The organism is Amorphoplanes friuliensis DSM 7358 (genome assembly GCF_000494755.1).
GTDB lineage: Bacteria > Actinomycetota > Actinomycetes > Mycobacteriales > Micromonosporaceae > Actinoplanes > Actinoplanes friuliensis.
Genome location: NC_022657.1, coordinates 7,178,092 through 7,193,900 on the forward strand (window position 1 = coordinate 7,178,092; position 15,809 = coordinate 7,193,900).

Sequence of the window (15,809 nt, forward strand, 5' to 3'; positions counted from 1 at the left end):
GTGCGGCGACTGTGGACCGTGGTCAGCGGGAACAGCGACCTTCGACTGCTGCTCGGCGCCAACCTGATCTCACTGATCGGGGACTGGATCCTGCGGACGGGGATCGCGTACCAGATCTACGTGCTGACCGGGTCCACCCTCGCGTCGGCGGCCGCGGTCCTGGCGTCACTGGTCCCCCAGCTCCTGCTGGGTTCGGTCGCGGGTGTCTACGTCGACCGGTGGGACCGGCGGCGGACCATGGCCGTGACCAACCTGCTGATGGCCGCGGCACTGCTGCCCCTGCTCGTGGTGCAGGACACCGGCCAGGCCTGGGTCGTCTACTTGGTGATCGCGGTGCAGAGCTGTCTGGCACCGTTCTTCGCGTCAGCCGAGGCGGCGCTGGTGCCCTCGGTCGTGCCCGAGGACCAGCTGGTCACCGTGAACTCGCTCAACGCTCAGATCCGCGACGTCGCCCGCCTGATCGGGGCGGCGCTGGGCGGCGTGATCGTCGCGTCGGGCGGGATCGCCCTGCTGAGCATCGTCGACGGGGTCACGTTCCTGCTGGCCGCGGCCCTGATCCTCCGGATCCGCGCCCGCCTGGCGCCGCGATCGGGCGAGCGTCCGCACGTACTGCGCGAGTGGGCCGACGGGCTGCGGATCGCCACCGGCAGCACCACCCTGCGGGTGTTCCTCGCCTTCACCCTGATCACCGGCATCGGCGAGGCGATCCTCGGGACGCTGCTGGCCCCCTTCGTCCGCGACGTGCTCGGAGGCGACGCCCGGGCGTTCGGGATCATCATGTCCGCCCAGGCCGTCGGAGGCATCGGGGCCGGATTGTTCGTGACGACGGTCGGCCACCGCTTCCCACCGCGGCTGATGTTCGGCTGGGGTGCGGCGACCTTCGGGCTCCTCGACCTCGTGCTGTTCCTCTACCCCCTGGCGACCGACGCTCTGTGGCCCGCCGTGGTGATCATCGCGGTTGTCGGGGTGCCCTGTGCGTTCATGGTCGCGGGGGCGATGACCGCCTTCCAGCTGGCGACCGGCGACGATCACCGAGGCCGGGTCTGGGGTGCCACGGTGGCCGTCGACGGGCTCGCGATGCTGATCGGCACGATCGCCGCGGGCGCGCTGGCCGAACGACTCGGGATCCTGCCGGTGATCGTGGTGCAGGGTGTCGCCTACACCGCGGCCGGGGTGCTGGTCCTGCGGAAGCTGCCGCGGGCACCTGAGACCATCGGCGAGTGCCTCGTGACCTCATCGCCTCGCTGACCCCGTCCGACGACCTGGAGGCCCGGCACGTCGCCGACACCCTGGCCTGGCTGGAGTCCACCGACGACATCTACCGCCGGGTCAAGCCGGCGACGCCGCCAAAACACCTGGTCTCCTACGTCGTGCCGATGGACGGAGACGCCGTCCTGCTGGTGGATCACCGCAACGCCCAGCTGTGGCTGCCACCGGGTGGTCACGTCGATCCCGGCGAGGACCCGGCCGTGACCGCCGCGCGCGAGCTCGAGGAGGAGCTCGGCGTCACGGGTGCGGCGGCGACGCCGGTCTTCCTCACCGTGACCGTGACGGTCGGCCTCGACGCCGGGCACACCGACGTGAGCCTGTGGTTCCCCGCCGACGTCAGCCGCGACGAGCCGCTCACCGTGGACGAGGGCGAGTTCGCCGGCGTGCGCTGGTGGACCCGGGCCGAGATCGCGGCCGCCGATCCCGCCCGCTTCGACCCCCACCTGGGGCGCTTCCTGAAGAAGACCGCCGTCAGTTGAGGTGCCAGATGGCAGCGTTCAGGGCTGTGGCGAAGGTGACCCACGCCCAGTACGGCACGAGCAGCCAGGCCGCCGGGCGTGAGATCGGGCGGAAGAGGTAGATCGTCACGCCGATCAGCAACCACAGCACCACGATGTCGACGAGTGCCAGCCCGTACCGCCCGAAGCCGAAGAAGATCGGCGTCCACACGGCGTTCAGGACGAGCTGCACGGCGTAGACGTTCAGGGCGGTGGTCCAGCCGGTACGCCGCCAGACCAGCCAGCCGGCGACGGCGATCATCGCGTACAGGGTGGTCCAGACGGGTCCGAACAGCCACGACGGCGGCGCCCAGGACGGCTGCTCCAGGCTCTGGTACTCCGATGCCGTACCCGCGACTCCGAGCCCGCCGATCAGGGCGGCCACCGCGACAGCAACGGCGAACGGGATCAGACCCCACCAGGACGAGCGGCTCCGAGGCAGTACGTGACTGGTCATGACCGGGGAATACCCGGACCGGAAACGGACCTAACGTAGCCCTTCAGCCGGAGCCGGTCCGCCCGGCCGAACCGGCGGGCCAGGACGGAGCGCAACGGCGCCCGCGTCATCATCCGCATCGACCAGGCCCGGGCCGCGATCATCGCCGCGGACCGCGGCGCGAACATCCGCACCCCGCCCGGCGGCATCCGGACCCCTGCGGCCACATGGTCGTTCAGCTCCCGCTGGTACGCCGCGAACGCCGCCTCCGGGTCGTCCGGCCGCGCGGCCAGTTCGCCGGCCAGCACGTACGCACCGACAAGAGCAAGACTGGTCCCCTGCCCGGCCAGCGGCGACCCGCACCAGCCGGCATCGCCCAGCAGGACGATCCGGCCGCGCGCCCACCGCTCGACGCGGACCTGGCTGATCGAGTCGACGAAGAAGTCGGTCGCACCGGCCAGACCGGTCAGCAGCTCGGGCACCCGCCAGCCGGCCCCTGCCATCCTCGCGGTGAGCTCCTCCCGGCCGACCCGGGCGGGCGGCGAGGTGACCGTCAGCGACACGACCGCGGTGCCGTCCCGGCCGGGCCGGATCCCTGCCACCCGCCCGCCGGTGGCGTTGTGCATCAGGAACCAGTGGTCCAGGTCGCCGGGGTCGGGCACGGTGAAGTAGCCGCCGTACGCCCCCAGGTGCCGGACGAAGTCCCGCTCCGGCCCGAACGCCAGCGCCCGCACACCGGAGTGCACCCCGTCGGCCCCGACCACCACGTCGAAGCGTTCCGTGGGGCCGCTCGCGAAGGTCACGTCCACGCCGTGGTCGTCCTGGGCCAGTGCGACGATCCGGTCACCGAAGCGCTCCTCGGCACCGGAGCTCCCGCGCAGGATCGCGGCCAGGTCTCCACGGAGGATCTCCAGCTCGGCCTGTCGATGCGGAGGGTGGCGAGCGATCTCGGTGTGGCGACGATGTCGGTCTACCGGCACGTGCCGGGCAAGGACGAGCTACTCATCCTGACCCGGCCGCAGCCCGCGCCGAACGGTCTCCGGTTTGTCGAGTGGGTGCTCGATGCGCTGTCCGGCACCCGGCTGAGCCGGCACGAGCGGCTCTACGTCCACATCATGCTGGTCAGCTTTGTCCGCGGGGTGGCGAGCGCCCTGGAGCCGGAGGCGGCAGCGGTCCGCGAGACCGGGCTGAGCGCCGGGGAGTGGCTGGAGACGCAGGAGTCCCCGGTCGAGACGCTGACGCTGCCGCACCTACGGGAGCTGGCCGACGCCGACACCTTCGACCTGGATCTGGATTTTCTGGTCCGCTTCGGTCTGGCCCGCCTGCTCGACGGGCTGGACCTCTATGTGGACGGGCTCGGCTGACCGGTGACCAGACCGGCGATCATCCGTTCGGCGATGCCCTCGAAGCTCGGTGGTGGTCCCGAGACACCCTGGCTCAGGACCTTGGCCAGCTCGGGGTAGTCGCCGCTCGTCGCGGCCGTGCGCAGCCGGTCGACGTGTTCCCGCACCCGTTCGGAGTCGGTGACGCCGATGCGGGCCTGGGCCAGCTCGTTGGTCACGTAGCTGGCGACGAAGCCGGTCAGCAGCGCGAGGATCTCCATCTTGGCCGGGCCGGGGAGTCCGGTGCCGGACAGCGCGGCCAGCCCGCGTTCGAGGAAGCCGAGCATGTTGGGTCCGCTGAGCTGCCGGTTGGGCAGGGCCTCGGGGATCCACGGGTGCCGCAGCATCAGGGCGCGCTGCCAGGTTGTCAGGCCGAGCAGATCGGCGTCGTCCAGCTCGTGTCCCGGGTCGCTGACCTGCTCGATCATCAGGTCGAGCAGCTCCTCCTTGTCGCGCACGTAGGTGTAGAGCGACATGACGCCCGCACCGAGTTCGGCGGCCAGTCGCCGCATCGTGAGCGCGTCGAGTCCTTCCGCGTCGGCGACGGTGATCGCGGCCGCAACAACCTGCGGCCGGGTACGCGCGGGTGGACGGCCTCTGGGCACGGGTACCTCCGGGGTGCTATTTTCAGTACAACGTACGGGAAAGGGGTCGGCTCATGGAACGACTGCCATTTTTCCTCCGGCTGCTGCGTCGCCGCGCGGCAGCCGCACCCTATGACGTCCGGTGGGACCACGATGTCGAGGTGCCCGCCTACGACGGCACCGTCCTGCTCGCCGACCACTACGTGCCGGTCGGTGACGGGCCCTGGCCGGTGCTGCTGGTGCGCAGTGCCTACGGCCGCGGGTTCCCCTTCAACTCGCTCTTCGGCTCCAGCTTCGCCGCGCAGGGCTTCCGCGTGATCCTGCAGAGCACCCGCGGCACCGGCGGTTCGGGCGGCGACTTCCACCTGTGGCGTAACGAGGCGACCGACGGGCAGGCCACGGTCGACTGGCTGCGCAAGCAGGACTGGTTCCCGGGCGCCTTCGGGACGATCGGCATGAGTTATCTCAGCTACGTCCAGTGGTCGCTCGGGCTCGACCCGCCGCCGGAGTGGCGTGCCGCCATCGTGCAGGTCGCCGCGCACGACTTCTACCAGGGCTTCTATCCCGACGGAGCGGGTGCCCTGCGACTCGAGCTGAGCCTGGTCAGCGGGGTCGCGTTCTTCAACCAGGCCGCCGGGCAGGCGACCTACCTGCGGGCCCTGCTGCGGCTCGCCGTGCACCTGCGGCGTGCGATCCGCGGCGTGCCGCTCCTCGACTCCTACCGCCGCGCGTTCGGGGGGCGGCGGCAGGAGTTCGAGGACTGGGTGCGTCACCCGTACCAGGACGATCTGTTCTGGTCCGGATCGGACGCCGGCCCGGCGGCGGACCGCATGACCGTGCCGGTGAGCCTGGTCAGCGGCTGGCACGACCTCACCCTCGAACAGACCCTCACCCAGTACGCCCGGCTGCGCGCCGCCGGGCAGGAACCGACGCTGATGATCGGCCCGTGGACACACACGTCGGCGTTCGACCGGGGCTGGTCCGAGCTCTTCCCCGACGCGCTGGAGCATCTGCGGGTCCACCTGCTCGGCGAGGGCGAGCGGACCACGCGCGTCCGCGTCCACATCGGTGACGAGTGGCGCGAGCTGCCCGTCTGGCCGCCACCGAGCACCGATCTGCGGCTGCATCTGCGTCCGGGCGGCGAGCTGGGTGAGCTCGCCGGCGGCACGACGAGCTTCGACTACGACCCGAAGAATCCCACGCCGTCGTTCGCCGGCCAGCTGCAGTCGCGCACGCAGGGCGCCCGCGACAACAAGCCCCTGGAGGCGCGGGCCGACGTCCGGACCTTCACCACCGGGCCGTTGCCCGAGGCCCTGGAGATCATGGGTACGCCCACCGCCGAGCTCTACGCGTCGGGCAGCACCGGCCACTTCGACCTGTTCGTGCGGGTCTGCGACGTGGACCCGGCCGACCGGTCGGTGAACGTCTGCGACGGGTTCGTCCGGCTGACCCCGGACCACGCCGACGCCGATCCGGTGCGGGTGGTGCTCGGCGCCGCAGGACACCGGTTTGCCGCCGGTCACCGGATTCGCCTGCAGGTCAGCGGGGGTGCGCACCCGCGGTTCGTCCGCAATTACGGCACGGGTGAGCCGCTCGGCACCGCCGTGCGGATGGTCGCCACCCGCACGACGGTGCATCACGATTCGGTACGTCCCTCGGCTGTGGTGCTTCCCGTGGTTTGACGCTCCTCGATCTTGGGGTACCTGCGTCGCCGCTACCCCCCACAGAATTGAGGAACTCCGATGGGCATCCAGGGCATCCTTTACCTGATCGCTGTCATCCTGCTCGTGCTCGCGGCCCTGCCGATCGGTACGCGCGGCATCTCGCTGGCGCTGCTCGGCGCGGCCTTCGCGCTGCTGGCCTTCTCCTGGGACACGATCACGGGCTGACCCGGCGATAGATGACGGCCTGCCACGGTGCAAGCGTCAGGTCTTCCGGTGCCGCGGTGTTGGTGAGGAGCAGTTCCGCTCCCGCCCACGCCGCGGCATCGTCGATCTCGGCCCGGACCGTCTCGCCGGAGAAGTTGCCGATGACCAGCAGCGTCGTGCCACCGAGGCTGCGGGTGAAGGCGTAGAGCCGCTCGTCGTGCGGCAGCAGCATGGTGAAGTCGCCGTGCACGACGGCCGGCTCCTCGTGCCGCAGCGCGATCAGCTTGCGGTAGAAGTGGTAGACCGAGTCCGGGTCCTTCACCGCCGCGGCCGCGTTGATCTCCGGGTAGTTCGGGTTGACCGCCAGCCACGGTGTGCCGGTCGTGAAGCCGGCCTGCGGCGAGGTGTCCCACTGCATCGGCGTCCGCGCGTTGTCCCGGCTGCGGGCCCGCAGCACGGTGAGCACATCCTCGGGAGAGCGGCCTTCCTGGCTGACGGCCTGCGCGTAGTGGCCGAGTGCCTCGATGTCGCGGAAGTCCTCGATGGAGGCGAACGGCGCGTTGGTCATGCCGAGCTCCTCACCCTGGTAGACGTACGGCGTACCGCGGTGCAGGTGCAGGACGGCGCCGAGCATCTTCGCTGAGCGTTCGCGGTATTCGGGGCTGTCGTCGCCGAAGCGCGAGACGACCCGCGGCTGGTCGTGGTTGTTCCAGTAGAGGCTGTTCCAGCCGACCTCGGCCAGACCGGCCTGCCAGCGCCCGAAGATGCCCTTGAGCTTGGTCAGCTGCAACGGGTAGAGCAGCCACGGGTCGGCACCGCGGTCGGCCCACACGTGGTCGAACTGGAAGATCATGTTGACTTCCTGCCGCGCCGGGTCGGTGTAGAGCAGCGCCTCCTCGACCGTGGCGCCCGGTGTCTCCCCGACCGTCAGCAGCGCGTCGCGTCCCTCGAAGACCCGCTGGTACATCTCGTGCAGGAACTCGTGGTTACGCGGGCCGTTCAGCCAGAACGGGCCGCCGTCGCCGTAGATCGAGCCCGGCCGCAGCACACCGTCGGGCAGGGACACGTCCTTGGAGATGTGGTCGATGACGTCCATCCGGAAGCCGTCCACACCCCGGTCCAGCCACCAGTTCATCATCTCGTAGACCGCTTCGCGGACCGCGGGATTCTCCCAGTTGAGGTCCGGCTGCTTGCGGCTGAAGATGTGCAGGAAGTACTCCTGGCTGACCGGGTCGTACTCCCAGGCCGAGCCCCCGAAGACCGAACCCCAGTTGGTCGGCTCCGCGCCCGGGGTGCCCGGTTCCATGCCCTCGCGGGCCGGCCGCCACCAGTACCAGTCCCGCTTGGGGCTGTCCTTGCCCGTCCGGCTCTCCACGAACCACGGATGCTCGTCCGAGCTGTGGTTGACCACCAGGTCCATCACCAGCTTCATGCCCCGCTCGTGGACGCCGGTGAGCAACTCGTCGAAATCGGCGAGCGTACCGAAGACGGGCTCGATGTCCTGGTAGTTGCTGATGTCGTAGCCGTTGTCGTCCTGCGGGGACGGATAGACCGGCGACAACCAGATCACGTCGACGCCGAGACCCGCGATGTGGTCGAGGTGATCGATGATGCCGCGAAGGTCGCCCATGCCGTCACCATCGGCGTCGGCGAAACTGCGGGGGTAGATCTGGTAAACGACTGCGCTGTGCCACCAGGGGTTCTCCATAGTCACTCTTTAACACGGGAACCCCGCACGAAACCCCCGTTCCACTTTCATACTGAGCCTCATGAAGGTCGCCCTGCTCGGACCGATCGCCTGGCGCACACCGCCGGTCCACTACGGCCCCTGGGAGCTGATCACCAGCCTGCTCGCCGAGGGCCTGACCGCCCGCGGTGTCGACGTGACACTCTTCGCGACCCTCGACTCGGTCACCAAGGCGGCCCTCGACGGTGTCTGCCCCAGCGGCTACGAGGACACACCCGAGATCGACGGCCGGGTGTGGGAGGCGCTGCACGTCGCGTACGCGCTCGAGCGGTCCGGCGACTTCGACCTCGTGCACAACCACATCGACTGGTTGCCGCTGGCGTTCTCCGCGCACTGCAAGGCGCCGCTGCTGACGACCGTGCACGGCTTCTCGGGGCAGAACATCCTGCCCGCGTACCGGCGGGCGCGGTCGCACTTCGTGTCGATCTCGGACGCCGACCGCTCCCCCGACCTGGACTACCTGGCCACGGTCTACCACGGTGTCGACGTCGAGGGGCTGCCGTTCGATCCGGACGGCGGTGACGACCTGGTCTGCTTCGGGCGCATCCACCCGGACAAGGGCACACACACCGCCATCGAGATCGCCCGCCGGGCCGGGCGCCGGCTGACGCTGTGCGGCATCGTGCAGGACCAGCGCTACTTCGCCGAGCAGGTCGAGCCGCACATCGACGGCGACCGGGTGGTCTACCTCGGCTCGGTCGGGCCCGCCGACCGGGCGCGGATCCTCGGCGGGAGCGCGGCCCTGCTGCACCCGATCCTGTTCGCCGAGCCGTTCGGGTTGTCCGTGGTCGAGTCGATGATCTGCGGGACGCCCGTGGTCGCGTACCGGAAGGGCTCGATGGCCGAGGTCGTCGACGACGGGGTGACCGGGCGGCTGGCCGAGGACGTGGATCAGGCGGTCGCGGCCGTGGCGGGCATCGGCGCGCTGGACCGGGCAGCCTGCCGGGCCCGCGCCCGATCACGGTTCGGCGCGGACCGGATGGTCGACGACTACCTGCAGATTTACCGCGAATTGGTCAGGTGAATAGGCCGTTCTTGTTAATGTTCTATTACCGAATTGCGGCATTTTATGTGCCACTGAATAGCTGAAGCGTGCGCTCACGCTCCATGCCCGCGCGCGCCGGTCCGTGCTGCGGGGAGGCAGCCGCCTGATCAGAAAGGCCTGTCATGCCCGCCACGTACGGCTTCCTGAGCACCTATCCCCCCACGCAATGCGGCCTGGCGACGTTCAACGCGGCGCTCGCCAGCCACCTGACCGGCGGTACGCCCGGCAGCGGTGTGGTCCGGCTGCTCTCCGCCGACGCGGCCGGGGGTGGCCTGGAGGTCGACCCGACGGCGCCACGGGTCGTGCACACCTGGCACACGGACAACTCCGGTGGCTGGGTGGCCGCGGCCAACACGCTCAACCGCTTCGACGTCGCCGTGGTGCAGCACGAGTACGGCATCTACCCCGGCGCGGACGGCGACGAGGTGCTGCCGCTGCTGCGGGCGGTCAAGGTGCCCAAGATCGTGGTGCTGCACACCGTGCTGAGCACACCCTCGCCGATGCAGCGCCGCGTCCTCGAGAAGATCGTCGCCGCGGCCGACGCGGTCGTGACCATGACCGACACCGCGCGGCAGCGCCTGACCGACGGCTACCGCGTCGACGCCCGCAAGGTCACCGTCATCCCGCACGGCGCCGGCAGCCACTCCAGCGCGCCGCGCGAGGCGCACGACATCCCGCACCTGCTCACGTGGGGTCTGCTCGGGCCCGGCAAGGGTGTCGAGTGGGCGCTGCGGTCCCTCGCCCTGCTGACCGACCTGCAGCCCATGCCGACCTACACCGTCGCCGGGCGGACGCACCCGAAGGTGCTCGAGCACCACGGCGACGTCTACCGGGAGTCGTTGCAGGATCTCGCGGCCGAGCTCGGCGTCACCGCCCAAATCCGGTGGGACGACGTCTACCACGACCAGGCGACACTCAGCCGGCTGATCCGCTCGGCCGACGTGGTGGTCCTCCCGTACGACTCGACGGAGCAGGTCACGTCCGGCGTCCTGATCGAGGCGGTCGGTGCGGGCGTACCGGTGGTGGCGACGGAGTTCCCGCACGCCGTGGAGCTGCTGGCCGACGGCCCAGGGCTGCTGGTGCCGCATCAGGACCCGGAGGCGATGGCCGCTGCCATCCGCCACCTCCTCGCGGCGCCGGACGTGGCGAACCACCTGACCGGCCTGGCCGGCGGACCGACCCTGCGCTGGCCCGCGGTGGCCGCGCGCTACCAGTCGCTGGCCGCGCGGCTGGTCCGGGACCGCACGCCCGTCACCACCTCCGTTCCCGCGTGAGCCACACGTTGCGGCTGGTGCCGCCACCGATCCGTCTGGTCGACGCGCCCGAGCCCAACTGGGCGCAGATCGCCCGGCTCTCCGACGACACCGGGCTCCTCGAGCACGCCCGTAACGCGATCCCGCGGCGCGAGCACGGGTACTGCGTGGACGACGTGTCCCGCGGCCTGCTCGTCGTCGCCCGGGAACCGCAACCGACCGCGCTGGTCTGCGGGCTGGCCGAGCGTTACCTGGCCTTCCTCACTCACGCCCTCGCACCCGACGGCACCTGCCGCAACCGCATGGGCTACGACCGGGTCTGGCACGACGAGCCCAGCCTCGGCGACTGGTGGGGACGGGCCGTCTGGGGTCTGGGCACCGCGGCGGCCCGCTGCCCGGTGGCGTGGATCCGGGCCGAGGCCCGGGAGGCGTTCGGCCTCGCGGCCCGGCAGCGGTCACCCTGGCCGCGGGCGATGGCCTTCGCCGGGCTGGGCGCGGCCGAGGTGCTGCGCGCCGATCCCCGGTCCGGCACCGCGGCGTCCCTGCTCGGTGACGCGGCCACGGTCATCGGCCTGCCCGGCACCGATCCGGAGTGGACCTGGCCGGAACGCGAGCTGACCTACGCGAACCCGGCGCTGGCCGAGGTGCTCATCCACGCCGGTGACCTGCTCGGCGACGAGCCGCTGCTGGCCGACGGGCTGCGGATGCTCACCTGGCTGTGCCGCATGCAGGAGCACCACGGCCACCTCTCCACCGTCCCGGTCGGCGGCTGGCGGCCGGACGTCCCCAAGCACCGCCACGACCAGCAGCCGATCGAGGCAGCAGCGACCGCCGACGCGTGCGCGACGGCGGCCCTGGTCACCGGGGACGACCGCTGGGACGCCCCGCTGTTCCAGTCCATCGCCTGGTTCCTGGGCGACAACGACTCCGGCGCCGTCATGTACGACCCCCTGACCGGTGGTGGATATGACGGATTGACCCCGGATGGACCTAATCTGAATCAAGGCGCCGAATCCACCCTCGCGCTCGTCTCCACGTTGCAGCACGCACGCGCGCTGGCGAGCAGGAGCGCGACCCGACCGTCAGGCGGACTCCCATGACCGCAACGCTGGACCCCCACACCGACGTCCGGACGACCTCACTCGCTCTGCGGCACGCGCTGACGATGCAGCCCGACGGCCGGCGGGTCGTCATCAAGCTGTTCGTGCCCGGCGAGGACGCCCAGCTGGGCCAGAACCGCGCCTCGTCGATCATCGAGCGGATCCTGCAGCTCGACGAGGACGAGATCACCCGGCTGCTCGACGACGTGCTGGCACGCTTCTCCGGGCGCCACCACGACATCTGCGCGACCTTCCAGCACCACTACGACCTGGTGCACCACCGGGTGCCGCCGGACATCGAGCTGTCGCCGAGCGCCCGGGCACTGATCGGCGCGTACTTCAGCCACGAGTTCTCCGTCGAGGCCGCGGCGCTGTGCAACCCGTCGATGGTTCCGCACCCCGATCAGAGCGGGCTGGCCCCCGGGGAACTGCGGACCGCGATCAGCCTGCGCCAGATCGGCGAAGGTCACATCTCCTCGGTCGGCTTCTGCTCGGCGATCCTCGGTCCGGACGAGACGATCCGGCTCGAGGACCGCGACGGACCCCTGATGATCGGCCAGCGGGTCGGCGCCAAGCACCAGCGTGACCTGCTCGCCGCCGGTCTGGCCGAGGAGGACCTGGACAACGAGATCACCGCCACCGTGCTGTCCTCGCTGCCCGAACGCTACGACGACGACGAGTTCGAGGACGTGCTCGGTCACCTGCCCGGCGAGCTGCTCGCCCGGCCGACCGCGAACGAGACCCTCGAGGCCATCCGGCGCATCGTGGCCAGCGACTACGCCGTGACCTTCCCGGCCACGGTGCCGCTGCACGAGCGGGTGCTCTGGCCGGCCACACCGGCCGAGAGCAACGGCATGGAGGACGCCCGCTTCGTGCAGGTCGAGGAGGCGGACGGGCGCGTGGCCTACCACGCCACCTACACCGCGTACGACGGACGGCACATCGGTGGCCGGATGATGCACACCCGCGACCTGCGGCACTTCGAGGTGACCGCGCTGCGGGGACCGGCGGCCCGCAACAAGGGCATGGCGCTCTTCCCGCGACCGGTCGGCGGGCGGCACCTCGCCCTGTGCCGGTCCGACGGCGAGACGCTCGGCCTGAGCACTCGCGACGAGCAGAACCGCTGGCAGGACGCGGTGCCGCTGCTCATGCCGCACCGCGGCTGGGACCTGATCCAGGTGGGCAACTGCGGCTCACCGGTGGAGACCACCGCGGGCTGGCTCGTCCTGACCCACGGCGTCGGCCCGATGCGCCGGTACGCCATCGGCGCGATGCTCCTCGACCTCGACAACCCGGAACGTGTCCTGGCCGACCTGCCCCACGGCCTGCTGGAACCCGACGAGATCGAGCGCGAGGGCTACGTCCCCAACGTCGTCTACTCCTGCGGCGGTGTCGTGCACGCCGGGCGCTTCTGGTTGCCGTACGGCGCGAGTGACGTCCGGGTCGGCTTCGCCAGCATCTCGCTGGACAAACTGCTCGACGCGATGGTGCCCGTCGCCTAACGAGCGTCGTGCACGAGGAGCGCCACCTGGACGCGGTTCGTCAGCTCCAGTTTGGTGAGGATCCGGGACACGTACGCCTTGACCGTCGCCGTGCTCATCCGTAGGGCCGTACCGATCTCCTGATTGGTGCGGCCCTGCGCCACGAGCAGCGCGACCTCACGTTCCCCGGGGCTGAGCCGGCTCAGGGCCGCACGGGCCCGCTCACGACCGGGATCGGCCCCCGCCGCCGCGACGAAGGTCATCATCCGGCGCAGCACCTCGGGCGACATCATCGGCTCACCCGCCGCCACCCTGCGTACGGCCCGGGCGATCTCGACGGGCGGCGTGTGTTTGAGCAGGAAGCCGCTGGCACCGGCCCGCATCGCCCGCAGCACGTGGGCGTCGGTGTCGAAGGTGGTCAGCACGATCACCTCGGGGGGATCCCGGCGGGCCCGCAGCGTCTCGGTGGCGGTCAGCCCGTCCATCCCCGGCATCCGGATGTCCATCAGCACCACGTCCGGCCGGTGGGTGTTGACCGCCGCGGCGACCTCGGTGCCGTCGGAGGCCGAACCGGCCACCTCGATGCCGTCGAACGCGCCCAGCATCATGGTCAGCCCCGCGCGGACGAGTGCGTCGTCGTCGACGAGCAGCACACGGACCTTCGCGCCGGGATCAGCACCCGCTGTCGTCAAGATCGGCTTCTCTCGCTAGATTGACGTGCATGGATGGATCGAGGACCACACGCCGGGGACTTCTCAAGCTGAGCGGCGCTGCCGCGTTCACCGCGGCTGCCGGTGGCACCGCGCTGGCGGCTCTGCCGGCCTCCGCCGACGACGCGGTGCCGTTCCACCTGGGGACCTACACCTCCGCCGGCGGCCCGGGCATTCAGGCCGGCCACCTCGACGCGGAGACGGGCACACCGGTCGCCGAGGCGAGCACCGCGGCGGTCACTGAGGCGTCCTGGCTCGCAACCGGCCCCGTCAGCGACATCCTCTACGCCATCAGCGAGCAGAACGCCGGCACGGTCAACACCCTTGCTCCCGGGCTCGAACTGCTCGGCACGACCCCCACCGGCAACGGCCCGGCCCACCTCGCCGTCCACCCCGAGGGCCGCTTCCTCTTCGTGTCGCTCTACGGCGGCGGCGCGGTCGTCACCCACCCGATCAACCCCGACGGGACCGTGGCCGCGGCCAGCGACACCCGCCGGCAGGGCATCAACGGCCGCCAGTCCCACGCCCACCAGGTCGTGATCGACCCCACGGGTGCGTACGTCCTCGCGGTCGACCTGGGCGTCGACACCGTCTTCACCTACACGCTGGACAGCGCGGCGGGCACGCTCGACGAGGTCGCGCGGACCGTGCTGGCACCGGGCAGCGGACCCCGGCACCTGGCCTTCCACCCCGGGGGCGCCTTCGCCTACGTGGCCGGCGAGCTCGACTCGACCGTCACCGTCTGCGCGTGGGAGGACGGCGTCCTCAAGCCCGGCCAGGTCATCGAGGCCGCGCCGGACACCGGTGTCACGAACTATCCGGGCGAGATCGTCGTGTCGGCCGACGGGCGCTTCGTCTACCTCAGCAACCGCGGCACCAACACCGTCGGCGTCTTCGCGACCAGCGACGAGGGTGCGACCCTCACCCGGGTCGCCGCGCCGTCCTGCGGCGGGGACTGGCCGCGGCACCTGGCCCTCGACCCGGCGGGCGAACGCCTCTACGTCGCCAACCAGCGCTCCGGCACGGTCACCTGGCTGCCGATCGACACCACCACCGGTGTGCCCGGTGCGGTCGCCGGCTCGTTCCCGGCGCCCGGGGCAGCCCAAATCCTGATCTGACCCCCGCCCGGGGCGGCGCAGACCCCGATTCGGCCGGGACCCGGCGCAGCGCAGGTCCTGATCCGACCCCGGCCCGGCGCCGCGCAGACCCTGATCTGACCCGGGCCCGGCGCCGCGCAGACTCTGATCTGATCCGGGCCTGGCGCGCGGATCCTGGGGCGGTCTCATGGTGTCCACGGGAGCCAGGCGCGCAGGTGGAACTCGCCGGTGGTGGTCGGGCCGTGCTCCAGGCGGCCACCGGCGAGCTGCACCCGCTCGCCGATCCCGACCAGTCCGGCGCCCGCTCCCGGCAGCACCGGGCCACCGGCCACCAGCGGGTTGCCGACCTCCACGACCAGGCCCTGCTCGGCGTGGCCGGTGACCGCCACCCGGACGCGGGCGCCCGGCGCGTGCTTGCGGGCGTTGGTCAGCGCCTCCTGCACGATCCGGTAGGCGTGCCGCCCCACTCCGGCGGGCACCGGGCCGGTGGCGTCCAGGTCCAGGTCCACCTGCTCCCCGGCGTCGCGGGACTGGTCGACCAGGGCCGGCACGTCGGCGAGGGTCGGCTGCGGGCGATCGTCCACAACGGGCTCGCGCAACATGCCGATGACCCCGCGCAACTCCTCCAGGGCCTCGAACGCACTCTGCCGGATCACCCCGGCGGCTTCCCGTTCGGTGTCCGGCGCGTCCCGGCGTACCTCCAGGGCGCCGGCATGGACGGCCAGCAAGGAGATGCGGTGGGCGAGCACGTCGTGCATCTCCCGGGCGATCCGCTCACGCTCGGCCAGGCGGGCCTGCTCGATCCGCAGCTGCTGGCCCTGCTCGGCCTGCCGGGCCCGCTCCGACCACGAGTGCACGAGCTGGCGCTGCGATCGGACCAGCATCGCCACGGCGACCAGGATGACGTGCAGGAGCACCAGGAAAGTCACCGACTCGTAGAAGAGGCGCGTCGGGCCGAGCACCGCCAGGTAGAAGCCGGTCAGCGACAGCGAGTGCAGGGCGGTCATCCCGGCGGCGATCCGGGCCGGCCGGTGCAGGGCGACCGCGAAGAGAGCGATCGGTGTCGCACCCATCGGCAGGCCGAAGACCAGCCCCATCGGGATGAGGAGAAACGCGAGAGTGACCGGCCGGCTGCGACGGAGCAGGAGCAGGGCGGTGACCGCGACGGCACCCGCCACGACCTCCACCAGGATCGGCCAGCCGTCGCCCTCGGAGATCGAGGTCCACAGGAAGAAGCTCCCCAGCAGCATCGCGACGACTGCCAGGACCCCTTCGAGCAGCCGGTGCCTCATGCCAGGACCGTACTGTGCCGCTGCCGCCCCGCGCAGTGGCCGGTTGGC

The 15,809-nt window shown here is 71.2% G+C and carries 16 protein-coding genes; 10 read left to right on the forward strand and 6 right to left on the reverse strand.

Annotated elements, in window-relative coordinates:
* Complete coding sequence (locus AFR_RS33120) at positions 1-1,248, forward strand: MFS transporter (protein ID WP_023561188.1); 1,248 nt, start codon at positions 1-3, stop codon at positions 1,246-1,248.
* Positions 1,221-1,748 carry an NUDIX domain-containing protein gene (locus AFR_RS33125; protein WP_041843045.1) on the forward strand — a complete coding sequence of 176 codons (528 nt, stop codon included), beginning with the start codon at positions 1,221-1,223 and terminating at the stop codon, positions 1,746-1,748. The genes AFR_RS33120 and AFR_RS33125 overlap by 28 nt, the downstream gene beginning before the upstream one ends.
* Here the strand turns inward: AFR_RS33125 and AFR_RS33130 are convergent.
* Together AFR_RS33130 and AFR_RS33135 are read right to left on the reverse strand one after the other, a co-directional pair.
* Positions 1,741-2,223 (reverse strand): TspO/MBR family protein, encoded by a 483-nt coding sequence (locus tag AFR_RS33130; protein ID WP_023561190.1) that lies wholly within the window; start codon positions 2,221-2,223, stop codon positions 1,741-1,743. The genes AFR_RS33125 and AFR_RS33130 overlap by 8 nt on opposite strands.
* Positions 2,220-3,116 carry an FAD-dependent monooxygenase gene (locus AFR_RS33135; protein ID WP_238547409.1) on the reverse strand — a complete coding sequence of 299 codons (897 nt, stop codon included), beginning with the start codon at positions 3,114-3,116 and terminating at the stop codon, positions 2,220-2,222. Before AFR_RS33135 ends, AFR_RS33130 begins: the two co-directional genes overlap by 4 nt.
* On the opposite strand from AFR_RS33135, the gene AFR_RS33140 reads away from it, so the two are divergent.
* The gene (locus AFR_RS33140) at positions 3,015-3,566 is read left to right on the forward strand and encodes a TetR/AcrR family transcriptional regulator C-terminal domain-containing protein (protein ID WP_023561192.1); all 552 of its coding nucleotides are present in this window, start codon (positions 3,015-3,017) and stop codon (positions 3,564-3,566) included. The two genes, AFR_RS33135 and AFR_RS33140, sit on opposite strands and share 102 nt — an antisense overlap.
* On the opposite strand, the gene AFR_RS33145 is transcribed toward AFR_RS33140, so the two are convergent.
* Entirely contained in the window at positions 3,545-4,189 is a 645-nt protein-coding gene (locus tag AFR_RS33145; protein ID WP_052359527.1) for a TetR/AcrR family transcriptional regulator, read from the reverse strand. The genes AFR_RS33140 and AFR_RS33145 overlap by 22 nt on opposite strands.
* Positions 4,190-4,242: 53 nt before the next feature.
* On the opposite strand from AFR_RS33145, the gene AFR_RS33150 reads away from it, so the two are divergent.
* The gene (locus AFR_RS33150) at positions 4,243-5,850 is read left to right on the forward strand and encodes a CocE/NonD family hydrolase (RefSeq protein WP_023561194.1); all 1,608 of its coding nucleotides are present in this window, start codon (positions 4,243-4,245) and stop codon (positions 5,848-5,850) included.
* Between the two features lie 60 nt (positions 5,851-5,910).
* Entirely contained in the window at positions 5,911-6,057 is a 147-nt protein-coding gene (locus tag AFR_RS47180) for a hypothetical protein (RefSeq protein WP_023561195.1), read from the forward strand.
* Here the strand turns inward: AFR_RS47180 and AFR_RS33155 are convergent.
* A complete protein-coding gene (locus tag AFR_RS33155) occupies positions 6,047-7,744 on the reverse strand; it encodes an alpha-glucosidase (protein WP_023561196.1) in 1,698 nt (565 codons plus the stop codon). The genes AFR_RS47180 and AFR_RS33155 overlap by 11 nt on opposite strands.
* A 61-nt stretch (positions 7,745-7,805) precedes the next feature.
* Between AFR_RS33155 and AFR_RS33160 the strand changes: the two genes are divergently transcribed.
* The 4 genes from AFR_RS33160 (at position 7,806) to AFR_RS33175 (ending at position 12,683) form a co-directional block, all read left to right on the forward strand.
* Positions 7,806-8,807, forward strand: coding sequence for a glycosyltransferase family 4 protein (locus AFR_RS33160; RefSeq protein ID WP_023561197.1), 1,002 nt, complete (start codon positions 7,806-7,808; stop codon positions 8,805-8,807).
* A 143-nt stretch (positions 8,808-8,950) separates the two neighbouring features.
* Positions 8,951-10,102: a glycosyltransferase gene (locus tag AFR_RS33165; protein ID WP_023561198.1), complete on the forward strand. Its 1,152-nt coding sequence runs from the start codon at positions 8,951-8,953 to the stop codon at positions 10,100-10,102.
* A complete protein-coding gene (locus AFR_RS33170; protein ID WP_084298220.1) occupies positions 10,099-11,181 on the forward strand; it encodes a glycosyltransferase in 1,083 nt (360 codons plus the stop codon). The genes AFR_RS33165 and AFR_RS33170 overlap by 4 nt, the downstream gene beginning before the upstream one ends.
* Positions 11,178-12,683, forward strand: coding sequence for a glycoside hydrolase family 130 protein (locus AFR_RS33175; protein ID WP_023561200.1), 1,506 nt, complete (start codon positions 11,178-11,180; stop codon positions 12,681-12,683). The genes AFR_RS33170 and AFR_RS33175 overlap by 4 nt, the downstream gene beginning before the upstream one ends.
* Here the strand turns inward: AFR_RS33175 and AFR_RS33180 are convergent.
* Positions 12,680-13,270, reverse strand: coding sequence for a response regulator (locus tag AFR_RS33180; protein ID WP_084298482.1), 591 nt, complete (start codon positions 13,268-13,270; stop codon positions 12,680-12,682). The genes AFR_RS33175 and AFR_RS33180 overlap by 4 nt on opposite strands.
* Positions 13,271-13,383: 113 nt before the next feature.
* Here AFR_RS33180 and AFR_RS33185 point away from each other — a divergent pair, with 113 nt between their 5' ends.
* Positions 13,384-14,490: a lactonase family protein gene (locus tag AFR_RS33185; RefSeq protein ID WP_023561202.1), complete on the forward strand. Its 1,107-nt coding sequence runs from the start codon at positions 13,384-13,386 to the stop codon at positions 14,488-14,490.
* Positions 14,491-14,654: 164 nt separating this feature from the next.
* Here the strand turns inward: AFR_RS33185 and AFR_RS33190 are convergent, their stop codons facing one another.
* Positions 14,655-15,761, reverse strand: a complete 1,107-nt coding sequence (locus AFR_RS33190; protein ID WP_023561203.1) for a sensor histidine kinase — start codon at positions 15,759-15,761, stop codon at positions 14,655-14,657.
* Positions 15,762-15,809: the final 48 nt, after the last annotated feature.

Excerpts from the sequence above, each read along its gene's own strand:
- AFR_RS33130 (WP_023561190.1), bottom strand. The coding sequence starts at position 2,223 with ATGACCAGTCACGTACTGCCTCGGAGCCGCTCGTCCTGGTGGGGTCTG.
- AFR_RS33150 (WP_023561194.1), top strand. The coding sequence starts at position 4,243 with ATGGAACGACTGCCATTTTTCCTCCGGCTGCTGCGTCGCCGCGCGGCA.
- AFR_RS47180 (WP_023561195.1), top strand. The coding sequence starts at position 5,911 with ATGGGCATCCAGGGCATCCTTTACCTGATCGCTGTCATCCTGCTCGTG.
- AFR_RS33155 (WP_023561196.1), bottom strand. The coding sequence starts at position 7,744 with ATGGAGAACCCCTGGTGGCACAGCGCAGTCGTTTACCAGATCTACCCC.
- AFR_RS33160 (WP_023561197.1), top strand. The coding sequence starts at position 7,806 with ATGAAGGTCGCCCTGCTCGGACCGATCGCCTGGCGCACACCGCCGGTC.
- AFR_RS33165 (WP_023561198.1), top strand. The coding sequence starts at position 8,951 with ATGCCCGCCACGTACGGCTTCCTGAGCACCTATCCCCCCACGCAATGC.
- AFR_RS33175 (WP_023561200.1), top strand. The coding sequence starts at position 11,178 with ATGACCGCAACGCTGGACCCCCACACCGACGTCCGGACGACCTCACTC.
- AFR_RS33180 (WP_084298482.1), bottom strand. The coding sequence starts at position 13,270 with ATGATGCTGGGCGCGTTCGACGGCATCGAGGTGGCCGGTTCGGCCTCC.
- AFR_RS33185 (WP_023561202.1), top strand. The coding sequence starts at position 13,384 with ATGGATGGATCGAGGACCACACGCCGGGGACTTCTCAAGCTGAGCGGC.
- AFR_RS33190 (WP_023561203.1), bottom strand. The coding sequence starts at position 15,761 with ATGAGGCACCGGCTGCTCGAAGGGGTCCTGGCAGTCGTCGCGATGCTG.